Genomic DNA, 13444 nt, shown 5'->3' with positions numbered 1-13444 from the left:
CTCTATTCTTTTTAGTCAAAGTAAACCGGTTGTCCGGATTTGGCTGATTTATAGATTGCTTCCAGGATTTCTGATACAACACAGGCTTGTTCCGGTTTTACAACTACTTCGGTATCGTTCTTAACTGCATCGATCCAACGTCTTGCTTCTACTTCCGCAGGATTATCGGATACGCCTTCATAGAAAGCAACTCCGCCGCTGCTTAAATCAGGTTTGATTTCAATCAGTCTGTTAAATTCACCTTTGTTGATGGTTACGCCGCCTTTTATCTGTGCTCCGGCATCACTTCCGCAAAGTACTGTGCTTCCTTCTGGAATCGGTTCGCAGGTATTAAGTGCCCAGCTGGACTCTAATATGATAGTTGCGCCGTTTTTCATTACGATAAAACCAAAGGCAGAGTCTTCCATAGTATGCTGATCTTTATCCCAGCCGCCCCAAGGATTACCGCATTCTGGATCATTTACTTTTTTATAGGTAGTACCAACTACCATCTTAGGTTCATAGTTATTCATCAGATATAAAGTTACATCAAGGGAATGGGTACCGATATCAATTAATGGTCCTCCGCCCTGTTCATATTCATTTAAGAAAACACCCCAGTTCGGAGTTCCTCTTCTTCTTACTGCAAATGCTTTTGCAAAATAGATATCTCCTAAATCCCCGCGGTCAATCACGCTCTTTAAGTAAAGAGATTCCGGTTTATGTCTGTGCTGATAGCCAATGGTAAGTTTCTTGCCGGTTTCTTTTGCAGCAGCAACCATCTTTCTTGCATCTTCAGCAGTCTTTGCCATAGGTTTTTCGCACATTACATGTTTGTCTGCATGAAGGGCATCAATGGAAATGGGTGCATGGGAACGGTTCGGGGTACATACATGTACTACTTCGATTTCAGGGTCTTTTAACAGTTCCTGATAATCTGTATAAACTTTAGCGTCCGGTGTACCGTATTTTTCTTTGGCACTTTGTGCCTTTTCTTCCACGAGGTCGCAAAATGCTACCATCTCTACATCAGATAATTTGCTTAAGGCAGGCATATGCTTACCGTTTGCAATACCTCCACAACCGATAATGCCAACTTTAATTTTCTTCTCCATAGTGTTTTATCTCCTTTAATATTTATATTCTTGGTCCGGTTATGAAGTCGTATTGATTTTCATACCAAAACCAATTGTTTACTTAACTAAAAATATAGCATACCCATAATTATTATGATATAATAATTTTAGAATAAAATATCAATTTTTTGTCATTGGGGGGTTTTTATATGGAGTATTATGTTGAGAAAAAAGATACCTTGGATGATCTGCCGCTGCCCATCAGCGTTCATATCCAGGAAGGATATACGGCAGGTACCATCGCTTCTGCCCATATACACGATTATATTGAAATTATATATACCATAACCGGAAAATTCAGGATTCTCTTAAATAACAAAGATTATTATTTTGGTTCCGGTGATATGGTCTTAATCAATTCCAACGAAATACATAATATTATTTCTCTGACAGATGGTCCTAATAAATATATCGTAGTTAAGTTCGAACCCGAAATTCTCTACACCACTACCCAGTCTGTTTTTGAAATGAAATATGTCATGCCTTTTATCCTGAATGAATCAACCCATCAGAAGATATTTAAGCGGGAGGAAATCGAGCATTCCGTGATCCCAGATATTATTACCGGAATCCAGCAGGAATACCGGGACAAGTATTATGGGTATGAACTGGCAGTACGTGCGAACATCTTTAATTTATTTTTGTTTATTTTACGCCGGTGGAATTCTCAGAATATGGACTTAAATATAAATCCGGAGGTAAACAAAGATATGGTCAAACGGCTTCAGACCGTATTTGACTATGTGGAAAACAACTATCAAAACGACATTACTTCTCTTAATATGGCAGCCTTATGTAATTTAAGCTATAGCTATTTTTCAAGAGCCTTTAAAAAGATCATGAAGAAGAATTTTAAAGAATATTTAAACTATGTCCGGATTTCCAAATCCGAGAAACTTCTTAGTACCTCGGAACTTAATATAACAGAAATTGCCCTGGCGGTAGGCTTTTCCACCTCCAGCTACTTTATTCAGCAGTTTAAGCAATATAAGGGGATATCACCGAAACAGTTTAAGAATAAATATATGAAGGTATAAGATAACATAAATCAGCCTGATTAAGACTTTCCACTTAACCTTTTCTCATAAAAAGGAAATGGATAGCATTAATCAGGCTTTCATCAGGCTTTCATCCAGGTTATCAACTGTATACCAGATTGCACCAACTGATCTTACTGGTCTTAAACCAGTAAATCCATACTTCTTTATTCTTCCAAGCTTACAGGTTTTTTAATACCTCGCTCGTAATAATCCTGTTTCTCTGCTCTGGTCCGGGTGCATGGTTCACTGCAAGTTCAAGAGCCCAAAGAAGGGCACCTGCCGCCGGGATGACCTTAAGGGGCACCGGTTCCAGAACTTTACCCGTATACTGAAAGATTCGTTCTTTAAAATGGGTTAATAAAAGGGGACAGTCCGACTTTGTCCATACGGAACCTGCCAATATGATTTCCGGAGTTTCTTCAAATTTAAGTTTTAGGATACAGCCGGATACCGATTTGGCTAGCTGGTCAGCCACTTCTTTAACAATACCTGTAGAGACTTCATCCCCTCCATTGGCTGCTTCAAACAGATAGGTTACAATTGTTTTATCCATTTCGCTGTCCCCGTAAAATCTGTCACTGATTACATTCAGCAGTTCAATCGGATTTTCAATTCCAAAATAATCCATTATCTTCCCGGTCAAACTTGTTTTCTGACCGCACCGGAAAAAATAATCATAAACCGAACATACGGCTAAGGTCGCAATGTAGTGACCGCCTGCCCTGTCTCCGGTAGCTCTGCCGATACCGCCGATCTGGAGTATTTCACCCTTTTCATTTATACCGCTGGCAACCGTACCGGTTCCATTAATGGAGCAGATTCCAACTCCGGAAGGACAGCCTGCCTTTATGCCCAGAATGGAATCATTGGACACCGCGTAGTTCAATCCGGTTTTATTCAATATCTCCTTTATCTTAGCTAACTGTACCGGTGTATCGATTCCCGCCATGCCAAAGGCAGCCCCGGCTACCTGGGATTTTTTTATTGAATTTTTCTTAAGAAGTTCCTCGATATCTGCTAAGATCTTCTCTTCCGCTTCTAAAAATCCGCCTTCCAGAAATTCGTGGCTTCTGCTTCCGGCACGGATATTGTCTACCCATTGACCCTCAGTCGTAAAAATGAGATAATCCGTCTTCGTACCGCCGCCATCTACTCCTAAAATATAGTTCGTTTCCATGGGGTTTCTCCTTTTTTATAGTGGTTTATTTGGAATTTATCATTCACATCTGAATCCGTCCATTATTTTTTGAATTGGGGAAGATACGCTTTGTGGGCTTCTTTCATTTCTTTAAAGCAGGCGGTGGCCTTATTGTAATCACCAATCAGAGGGTGAATTAATAACGCCTTGACTGCCTCGTCTTCATCCCCATTAATGGCTGCCTGAACGGTATGACGTTCATAGGCTTTTACAGTCTGCATCAGTTCCATGACATGCTGATTTCTAAAGCCCCGGATGGGAACAGGGGTTACACCGTTTTTCCCGATAATAGCTGATAGTTCTACGGAATCGTCATCTGCCATAAACTCCAATGCTCCATGGTTTAGAGTATTCACCACATGAACTTCCTTTTTATCATTATAAATAGCATCCACCAGTGAGATGGCGGCTTCCGAATAACGTGCACCGCCTCTGCTTTCTAGTTCCTTCGGCTTTACGGACAGATTTTCATCCCTGTACAGTTTAAGTAACCTGTCTTCAATCTCCATGCAGACTTCACCGCGGCATTTTTCTTCTTCCATTAAGTGTTTTAATTTATCCTCTTTAAAATAAAAGTATTCCAGATAAGAAGAAGGGAGGGCACCTATGGTATGAATGAGTTCACTGCTAAAGCCCTGCAATGGAATATTTTTCATTCCCTGTCCGCCTGTGCCCTGCTCCAGGGCTTCGCTAAGGAGATCCTTACCGCCTTTTTTTACACCGGTAATATAACTTAAATGGTTCAGTCCTACATATTCTATATCCAGATCTTTTTCACCTAAAGCCTGTTCGACTCCGGTAATCATATTAATGGGCACGTTGCATAAACCAATCGTCTTGATTTTGGTATAGTTCTGAAGTGCCTGCGCTAATATTCCCGAAGGATTGGAAAAGTTAATGAGCCAGGCGTCCGGGCAGATACGTTCCATGTGGTTTGTTATATTCAGTAACGCCGGAATAGTACGGAGTGCCTTGAAAAATCCCCCGATACCTGTGGTTTCCTGTCCGATCAGACCGTATTTTAACGGGATCTTTTCATCTAACACCCTACAGGCTAACTGACCCACACGAATCTGGGCCAGAACAAAATCAGCGCCTTTTAAAGCCTCCTCCAGGTCCTCCGTTAAAATGACTTTTGCCTTAAGACCTGCTTTCTCTATCATTCGTTTACAGAGTCCGCCTACGATTGAAAGTTTTTCTTTGTTAATGTCCATAAGCGCGATTTCAGATACCGGTAATGAATCTTTCCTTATAATGACACCTTCGAGCAGCTCTGGAGTATAAGTGCTGCCTGCTCCGATTATGGTTAATTTAATATTTGACATAATATTCTCCTCTCTATATCGATTGAATTTTTTTAACTGCATTTTATTTTTACCTGCTATTTTTACCCTGCTTTTATTTTTATCTGCTTTTTTATTAGCTGCTTTTACTTTTTTGCTTTTATTTTTTTGCTTTTATTTTTACCAGATTTATTTTTACTGCTTATATTTTTACCTGCTTTTATTTCTACCTGCTTTTATTTTTACCTGCTTTTATTTTTACCTGCTTTTATTTCTACCTGCTTTTATTTCTACCTGCTTTTATTTCTACCTGCTTTTATTTTTACCTGCTTTATTTTTACCCGTTTTAATTTACTGCATTTTTTCTTACTGTTTTTTGACTTCTATTTTTTATTACTCATAGTTGATTCTTTAATAGCCAACTTAGGTGCCAGTTTCATGGCATAAGAGCCATTATCCTGATGTCTGATTAAGGAAAGTAGCTGGTTTACCGCATTTTGCCCCATTTCTTCGGCAGGCTGTCTTACCGAGGTGATCTTAGGAGTGTAGTGATTGGCAAGGGGACTGTCATCATACCCGCATACGGACATATCATCAGGAACTTTTAGCCCCAGATCCTTGACCGCATTCACCGCTCCAAGAGCAATATGATCATCAAAGGCAAATACGGCGGAAGGGAGCTTTCCTTCCCTGTGCCATTTTATAATGGCATTGTATCCCGTCATCTGGTCGTATTTTCCGTATTCGATGCCTGCCGGCTGTAAGGATACTTCCGTCAGGGCTTTGACTGCCCCCATCTGCCGTTCCAAGGTAGAAAGTCCGTAAGGGGTTGCCCCAATGAGTCCGATTTCGGTATGTCCCAGTTCCAGTAAATGCTTCACTGCCAGATAACCGCCGGTTACATTATCCGCTAATACGGAAATGATATCGGTATTAATCGTCTGGTTGTCTACTACTACAAAGGGTACTTTCTGGTTTTTCAGTATATCAATATAGAATTTCTCTTTATTAGAAACCAGCAGGATTACACCGTCCACTCTGTTCTGATTTAAAAATGCCGTATCAATGGTATCATCTTTGCCATCGCAGATGGATATGGCTAGTAAATATCCTTGTCTTAAAAGCTGATTGTTAACCTCTTTGACGATGCTTCCAAAGAAATAATCACCGATATCGGAAACGAACATCGCAACTACATTAGTCCTGCCTGTTGCCAATGATCTGGCCGCTGCGCTGGGGACATATCCCAATTCTTCAATTGCCTCCATGACTTTTCTGCGGTTGGATTCTCGGACATTAGGTGCATTACTGATTACCCTGGATACTGTTACATAGGATAATCCGGATTTTTTCACCACATCTTCTATTGTAACTTTCATGAAGCCCTCCAAAACTATATGCGTATATATTTAAACTCTTAACATATCATACACCACGGATGATACCTTTGTCAAGTCATGTTTAATAAGATCTAAACACATAGATAAATTGCTGAATCTTCTTATTCAATCGTATTTCAATCTTATTTTAAACATATATTAAACATCTTTCAATCCTATGTTTTGTTATATATCCGCCTTGGATACTTTAATATATATACGTATATACTTTAAAAATGAATTTTTATGAAGATACTAGTCTTTAGAGCTTACAAAAGGCAAGGCATTTTTACCACTGTTTTTATTAATTTGACGAAGCAATCAATAAAAGTTATATATAGAAATTCTTAACACAACAGTAGCATACTACATAAAATGACATATAATGACATTGTGATACTGTTTGCTATTCCAAAAAATCTATAGTAAGGAAAGGAATGATTATAAATGCCATCAGTAAATTTGACACCAACAGGTGCCACCTTTGTATCCAGCAGTTTTCCTGATACTAATTTTTCATCCAACCCTCTTTTGTTGGTAGGTACAGATCCCTTGTATCAATTTACGATAAGTTATCTTCAGTTTAATCTGCCTATATTACCTGTACCCTCTGTCACAGCCGCAACTCTTGTGCTTTATGTGGCCGATAAAACAGGTGTTACACCCAGCCCGGTAGAGCTTTACAGGGTAATATCCCCCTTTGATACACAAACTGTTACTTACAATACCAGGCCGCTTATTGTACCCACCGGCATAGTTATAAATATTGTTCCCTGTGATATCGGGAGATTTGTTGCTATTGACGTCACCGATCTAGTAAATCAATGGATAACGGGAGTTTTCCCGAATTATGGTCTCGCTCTGGTTAATAATGACGGAACCACCGTAGTGAGATTTGGCAGTGATGATGCAGAGCTTCCATTTTCACCTTTGTTAGTTCTCTTTTATGGGTCAGATGCTGGTGTAACCGGACCTACCGGACCCACTGGACCGACTGGACCCGCTGGTCTTCCTGGCATTCCTGGATCGACTGGTCCAACTGGTCCTACCGGACCCGCTGGCATTGGTGCTACCGGACCGACTGGTCCCACTGGACCCGCTGGCACTGGTGCTACCGGACCCACTGGACCGACTGGCGATACCGGACCTACCGGTCCCGCTGGTACTGGTACTACCGGACCCACTGGACCGACTGGCGATACCGGACCGACTGGACCCGCTGGCATTGGTGCTACCGGACCCACTGGACCGACCGGACCCGCTGGCGAAGGAGGTATTGGTCCGACTGGACCAACTGGCGATACCGGTCCGACTGGACCGACTGGACCTACCGGACCCACTGGTGATACTGGTCCTACCGGACCTGCTGGCATTCTGGGAGCTACTGGTCCAACAGGAGCCGCTGGTATTGCGGGAACTACTGGACCTACCGGCGATACTGGTCCTACCGGTCCTGCCGGCACTCTGGGAGCTACAGGTCCTACCGGACCGACTGGAGCCGCTGGTACCGCAGGAACTACTGGACCGACCGGACCGACTGGCGATACTGGTCCTACCGGCGCTGGGGCCATCATACCATTTGCCTCTGGTGGGCCAGCTGTTATGACTACTATTGCAGGCGGATTAGCCGGTACTACAAGTCTTATCGGTTTCGGAAGTTCTGCAACCGGTATCAGCCTTGTAGGCGGAGTTATAGATCTTACCGGAACTTTAGTGGGACCGCTAATCAATTTTGCTTTCTCAGCTCCTCGTGCGGGTACGATAACTTCCATTGCAGCTTACTTCAGCAACACGATTGCTCTGGCGTTAGTAGGTACTACAATAACCATTACAGCACAGCTATATAGTTCCGATACTCCTGACAATACCTTTACTGCAATTCCGGGCGCTGTTGTAACCCTTGCTCCGCCTCTTACAGGTATAGTAGGCCTGGGTGCAATAAGTAACGGTATAACTACCGGCTTATCAATCCCGGTAACTCCGCAAACCAGGCTGCTATTGGTATTCTCCGCAACTGCAGCCGGCGTGACTCTGATAAACACTGTTACAGGTTATGCAAGCGGTGGCTTATCAATTGTATAATGAAACAAATCGAGATGGCGGCGGTCCTATCCGCTGCCATCTCGATTTATTAAAGAAGACGTAGAGTTTGTACCCATTGATAAAAACAGGAAGTTCCCTACCTATATGAATTTCTGGTCCTTCCCTGATATCCCCTAAGACACAGAGGAAGCTCCAGACCAAATGCTTCTAAAAGTTCCTTATCCCTGAGTATTAGTTCTGTGGCACCTTCTCTGATAATTTTACCTTCGGACATTAGGATTACCCGGTCACAGGTCTCAAGTATCATATCCAGGTCATGGGAAGCAACAATTTTGGCATACTCCAACCGGTTTAAAGTCTGAATCAGGTTTCTTCTGTTTTTCGGATCCAGAGCAATGGTTGGTTCATCTAATAAAATAATTTCCGGATTCATGGCAAGTACAGTAGCAATGGATGCCATCTTCTTTTCGCCTCCGGACATCTTATAAATCTGCTTATCCTTTAAATGGGTAATACCTATTGTGGTAAGTGCCGACTCAACCCTTTCCTTTACCTCCTCCTCCTTTAAGCCATAATTTCTCGGTCCAAAGGCTACATCATTATATACGGTTTGTGTAAATAGCTGGTTATCGGAATCCTGAAACAAATAACCGATCTTACTGCGTATTTCCGGAAGAGATTTTTTATTTACCGGTATTCCTTTGACGAATACCTCCCCCGAAAAGTTTAACTCTAACCCCACCAGAATACGCAGCAGGGTAGATTTTCCCACTCCGTTAGCCCCGATAATGCCAAGCGCTTCTTTGGGTCTGGTCTGCAATGAGATTCCCTTTAGAATCTCTATTCCATTTTCATAGGAAAAGCAAAGTTCCTTACAATTTATTAAAAACTGATTCATTTTAATCATTCCTTTTTATCTTATAAATTCTGTCAGCACTCTTATTTACTGCTTACGATCGTAGTTTCAATTTATTCCCTCTATTTTACCACAATAGACTTACATATGCCCCAATATTAAGGAGTCTAAGGGCTAAAAAGATTCCTAGCCATAAAAAGAGATATCCGTAATCTGTGCCGGAACTCTTCTGAGTACGGGCATAATAAAACTCCCCGGTAAACCCCCGTAACAGCATACTGTCATATAGATTCCCCGCTCTGTCAATGCTTCGGAATAAGAGCTGTCCCAAAAGAGAACCCCAGACCTTGTACCTGACCCCTTTTTCATTGGGGGCACGAAGGGAATAGGCCTGAAAAACTGCATTGGCTTCTTTTAAAAGCAGTGTTATATAACGGTAAGTTAGTAGTATCTGCGTCACGATAATGCTTGGTAATCGAAGCAGTTTCAAGGCATAGCATATTCTTTCGATTCCGGTGGTAGCAATCAATAAAAAGGATGCCACTAATGCAAAAGTACCTTTTATTATCAGCGTTAGCATAGAAATCATCCCACCGCTTATTACCAGACTGCCGATCCGGTATAAAGGAATATGGTCAAAAAAAGGATTGAACAACCCAATAAAGCAGATCAGGGGCAGCACAACCCTTAACTTTTTAAAACAGCTTTTGATAGAGATTTCCGCAAGATTAAAAACAACCAGCGGATAAAGAAGAAAAGGCAGTAATCCAAATAAGTTATATTTATGAAAGGATACCACACAGGTAATATACACTACAGTTATGGTAAGCTTTACCAGGGGGTGTACCTCGTTAAGCCTGGTATTCTTTTCTGCCATTTCATCCAATTCATGTATTTCATACAGGGCACTTGATATTTTTCCCATGTTATCACTCTTTCTGTCGTCACACTGCATTAGGAGACATCTCCACCCATCACGGTATGGTCGCACATATAAATATAACCACCTATGACACATGAAGATCAGGAGAACAATGAATATTGAGCTGCTGCTAAATTTACATTGTTCTGATACCTTGTTTTAATTATAAAAAAGTAGGTAGATTCCAAGAAATATACTCTGGAATCTACCCATACATATCCATATACCATGTACATATATGTGTTTATTTAATTATACCATAGGTTTCATGATTCTGATATCAAAAATCAATATAATCCGCAATTTCTTTATTTAGGTCTGAGGGGCATCCTTTTTCTTAAAGAATTTAAATAAAAAGGCGCAGCCGATGCAAATCGCTGCTACAACCGCCGACCCAACTATTCCTGATACCGAAGTACCGACTGCCGAATCGCTTCCAGCAAATGCATAATCCGGTAAAACCGCTGTCTTGTCCTGAATATCCTGGGATGTCTTGACAGCGTCTGTATAATCGTTCTCCGGTTCGATTTCTGTATCACCGGTTATTTTTTGGATGGACCATTCTAATCCGTCTGGATTACTAGAGGCCACTAAGGATAATCCGCCTCCGATCAATACCACAACTGCCGATAAGATAACCAGTGTCTGTCTCAGGCTCATACGGTTATCTGCTATACGATTATCCAGCAGCTCCGGTCTGGTATTCTTAATAAAGATAACCACTGCTGCGGTAATTAATCCTTCCACCGTACCGATTGCTAAGTGGATTGGCTGCATCAGCAGTAAGAACTGTCCAAAGGATAATGCTGTAATACCGGAAGCCAGGGTTTCAAGGGTTACACTTAGTGCCCCAAGCTGGAGACTGATTACACTGCCAAGGACGGAAGCAAGAATAATCCATCCGGATTTCATGCTTTTCTTAACCATCGGACGGTAGATCAGAAAATATCCCACAAAACATCCGTAAAACGCCATGTTCCAGATATTGCCCCCTAAAGCTAACAAGCCTCCGTCGGCAAATAATAGACATTGAATTACTAAAACCGATATCATGGATAAAAATCCGGCATAAGGTCCAAGCAAAATGGAAAGTAAAAGTCCACCGCATAAATGTCCGCTGGAACCGGTGCCCGGAATTGTAAAATTTATCATCTGGGTCGCGAATACAAACGCAGACATAACCCCCATAACCGGAATCTTTTTTATATCATTTTCTAATCTAACTTTTCTCACTGAATATGTAGCAGCTGCCGCTGAGGCAACATACATGGTTCCTGCTACCGCAGGCGCAAGCAGTGCATCTGCCATATGCATAATAAAATCCTCCTATACGCTTGGTACTTTATTTTATTATATTATGTTTCAAATACAATACAAGCCCGTATAGGGGATATAAATTTTAATTTTTTTCTTTGAAATATAGATAGATTTTTATAAGTTTAGCTAGAACATTACTGTAATACTCTTATGAACCAAACGGTTTCCTATGCCCCGGATGGGGATAGCAGACGGATTTTCGCTATTACCTTATTGTTGAATTATTTAATAAACCGGTCAATCGCTTTATTCAGATTTTCAATGGCTGTATCATCTCCGGATTCAATGGCATCTACAATACAATGACCTATGTGATCCTGCAAAATAACCTTACCGGCGTTATTAAGGGCTGCTATCACCGCTGATAACTGAATGAGTACCTCACTGCAGTCTTTACCGTCTTCTATCATCCGCTTTACCGATTCCAGATGACCGCTTGCACGGGATAACCGGTTTAATACTGCTTTGGTATTTTCATGAGTATGTTTATGGGGTAAACTCTCTTCATGAGTATGGGTATATTCCACGCCGTCTGCATCCACATGGGAATGCACTTGTCCTGACTTTGCCATAATCAACCTTCCTTTCTTTCTAGAATAAAGAATCTGGCTCGCCAGACTCTAGCGCTGACGAGTTGTCACCATAGTGACAAATTTCCTTGGCGCGTCATGTGCATCCTCCCAGAGGGTTTTTTATCGAATAGGAGCACTTTCCTATTCGATAAAAAATGCGCCTTGGCACCTACTCATACTTACAGAAGCCAGTAAAACCGACAAAATCATTCAGCGTGAGTGTGCTCTCTGCCCGGCAGGGCTTTTTTTATCACCCAGGAACTCATAAGAGATTCCCTCGGATATAAATTATGTTAAGGTTACCAGTATATTAGCATCGTTTCGGAAAAATGTCCACTGTAAAATGTCAACTGTAACCCATGAAAGAACTACTGGGTATAAAACTGTTTTATCATATTATATAGGTTTAACACTTTCCTTCAATAAAATCAACAACCGTTTCGTTAAATCTGTCCTTTTCATCATAAAAAGCTGCATGACCACTGAACTGGAACGGTACTAACTTTGAAGTTTTAATGTATTGAGCCTGGATTTCTCCCAACGCAAAGGGAACCACCTGGTCATGGATTCCATGAATAATTAAAGTAGGTACACGGATTGCCGCCAGATCATTAAACAATACTTCTCTGATCCAGGTTTTTTGCATTTTGGCAGTTGCCCAGCCTGCTGCCTGTAAACCGAGTTGGAAAAACCAGTCGGAAAAGGGTTGGGTTATCAACTGGAAAAAGAACATATTTCCAAAATTCCGAAGCATTTGTGGCCGGTCTTTATAGGTTTCTTCAATCATCTGTTCAACTACTTCTTTATCTACGCCATAAGGAAAATTGGGTCTCTTAATCAGACTGGGCGCTGCTGCCGCAGCTAACACCAGTTTTTTAACTCCATACCCGTTATGGCGTCCCATGTATCTGCAGGCAATAGCACCGCCGTTGGAATGCCCCAGCAGCGTGAAATCACATAAGTTAAGCTCCTCTACCACACATCTTACATCATCTGAGAGCCGGTCAAAATCATAGCCCCGAAACGGCTTATCCGAATCACCAAAACCTCTGGTGTCTATACCAATACAGCGAAAACCCAGCTTTGGCAAAACATCAAATTGATATTCATAAAGTTTATGACTTCCGGGCCAGCCATGCAGGAACAAAATGGTTTTATTCCCTTCCGGATTAAGATCCTCCACATAGTATTTTACATTCGGTTCAACTGCAACATAATATCCCATTTAAATCTCCAGGAGTAATTCGTCTTACTATTCTATTCAAAGCAAGGAAATATGTGAATAAAACCTGGTCCTGACCGCTTTTTGATACAACGATGGATTATTTATTTTCACAAAAAAGAGCATCCCAAGGGACACTCTTTTTGTATATGGATTCATCTTAGGCAGTTTTATTCTTCGTCCAATTTATCATCCATTCTTTTATTCCCATACTTTGCAATAAGTATAAGAATCAAACCAATTACGACACAGGCAATTTCAACATACAGTTTGTATTCACCTAAAAACCGCATAGATCTAAATTCCAGACCTACCAGCGATAATAAGAAGGATATTAATCCCAGACCAAATATACCTGTACCTGCCTTCATTAGTTTCTCCATATCATGTACCTCCCGCTATTATACTAATTTATACAAGGGATAATCCCAAGTTAACAGATTGGTATTGTAAATCACCTGTTATTTAGATATAATTTACATATATCACTATAGCAT

The 13444-nt window shown here is 41.2% G+C and carries 12 protein-coding genes; 2 read left to right on the top strand and 10 right to left on the bottom strand.

What is annotated here, in order from left to right; translation table 11 throughout:
- Positions 1-11: 11 nt before the first annotated feature.
- Positions 12-1094, bottom strand: coding sequence for a Gfo/Idh/MocA family protein (locus QA584_RS03255; protein WP_278273071.1), 1083 nt, complete (start codon positions 1092-1094; stop codon positions 12-14).
- 170 nt (positions 1095-1264) lie between these two features.
- Here QA584_RS03255 and QA584_RS03250 point away from each other — a divergent pair, with 170 nt between their 5' ends.
- The gene (locus tag QA584_RS03250; RefSeq protein ID WP_278273070.1) at positions 1265-2152 is read left to right on the top strand and encodes an AraC family transcriptional regulator; all 888 of its coding nucleotides are present in this window, start codon (positions 1265-1267) and stop codon (positions 2150-2152) included.
- Positions 2153-2333: 181 nt separating this feature from the next.
- Here QA584_RS03250 and QA584_RS03245 read toward each other — a convergent pair whose 3' ends face one another.
- The 3 genes from QA584_RS03245 to QA584_RS03235 all read right to left on the bottom strand — a co-directional run bounded on the left by QA584_RS03245 (position 2334) and on the right by QA584_RS03235 (position 6015).
- On the bottom strand, positions 2334-3332 hold the full coding sequence (locus QA584_RS03245; RefSeq protein ID WP_278273069.1) for a BadF/BadG/BcrA/BcrD ATPase family protein: 999 nt from the start codon (positions 3330-3332) through the stop codon (positions 2334-2336).
- Between the two features lie 62 nt (positions 3333-3394).
- Positions 3395-4678: a 6-phospho-beta-glucosidase gene (locus QA584_RS03240; protein ID WP_278273068.1), complete on the bottom strand. Its 1284-nt coding sequence runs from the start codon at positions 4676-4678 to the stop codon at positions 3395-3397.
- A 341-nt stretch (positions 4679-5019) separates the two neighbouring features.
- Positions 5020-6015 carry a LacI family DNA-binding transcriptional regulator gene (locus tag QA584_RS03235; RefSeq protein WP_278273067.1) on the bottom strand — a complete coding sequence of 332 codons (996 nt, stop codon included), beginning with the start codon at positions 6013-6015 and terminating at the stop codon, positions 5020-5022.
- 447 nt (positions 6016-6462) lie between these two features.
- Between QA584_RS03235 and QA584_RS03230 the strand changes: the two genes are divergently transcribed.
- On the top strand, positions 6463-8097 hold the full coding sequence (locus QA584_RS03230; protein WP_278273066.1) for an exosporium glycoprotein BclB-related protein: 1635 nt from the start codon (positions 6463-6465) through the stop codon (positions 8095-8097).
- A gap of 97 nt (positions 8098-8194) precedes the next feature.
- Here the strand turns inward: QA584_RS03230 and QA584_RS03225 are convergent, their stop codons facing one another.
- The 6 genes from QA584_RS03225 to QA584_RS03200 all read right to left on the bottom strand — a co-directional run bounded on the left by QA584_RS03225 (position 8195) and on the right by QA584_RS03200 (position 13330).
- Complete coding sequence (locus tag QA584_RS03225; RefSeq protein WP_278273065.1) at positions 8195-8956, bottom strand: energy-coupling factor ABC transporter ATP-binding protein; 762 nt, start codon at positions 8954-8956, stop codon at positions 8195-8197.
- Positions 8957-9041: 85 nt separating this feature from the next.
- Positions 9042-9839 (bottom strand): cobalt ECF transporter T component CbiQ, encoded by a 798-nt coding sequence (gene cbiQ / locus QA584_RS03220; RefSeq protein ID WP_278273064.1) that lies wholly within the window; start codon positions 9837-9839, stop codon positions 9042-9044.
- A gap of 309 nt (positions 9840-10148) precedes the next feature.
- The gene (locus QA584_RS03215) at positions 10149-11150 is read right to left on the bottom strand and encodes an energy-coupling factor ABC transporter permease (protein WP_278273063.1); all 1002 of its coding nucleotides are present in this window, start codon (positions 11148-11150) and stop codon (positions 10149-10151) included.
- A gap of 224 nt (positions 11151-11374) precedes the next feature.
- A complete protein-coding gene (locus QA584_RS03210; protein ID WP_278273062.1) occupies positions 11375-11725 on the bottom strand; it encodes a metal-sensing transcriptional repressor in 351 nt (116 codons plus the stop codon).
- Positions 11726-12131: 406 nt separating this feature from the next.
- Positions 12132-12950: an alpha/beta fold hydrolase gene (locus QA584_RS03205; protein ID WP_278273061.1), complete on the bottom strand. Its 819-nt coding sequence runs from the start codon at positions 12948-12950 to the stop codon at positions 12132-12134.
- A 167-nt stretch (positions 12951-13117) separates the two neighbouring features.
- Entirely contained in the window at positions 13118-13330 is a 213-nt protein-coding gene (locus QA584_RS03200) for a hypothetical protein (protein WP_278273060.1), read from the bottom strand.
- Between the last annotated feature and the right edge of the window lie 114 nt (positions 13331-13444).

The organism is Anaerocolumna sp. AGMB13025 (genome assembly GCF_029689925.1).
GTDB lineage: Bacteria > Bacillota > Clostridia > Lachnospirales > Lachnospiraceae > Anaerocolumna.
This window is presented reverse-complemented; position numbering and strand designations above follow the sequence as displayed.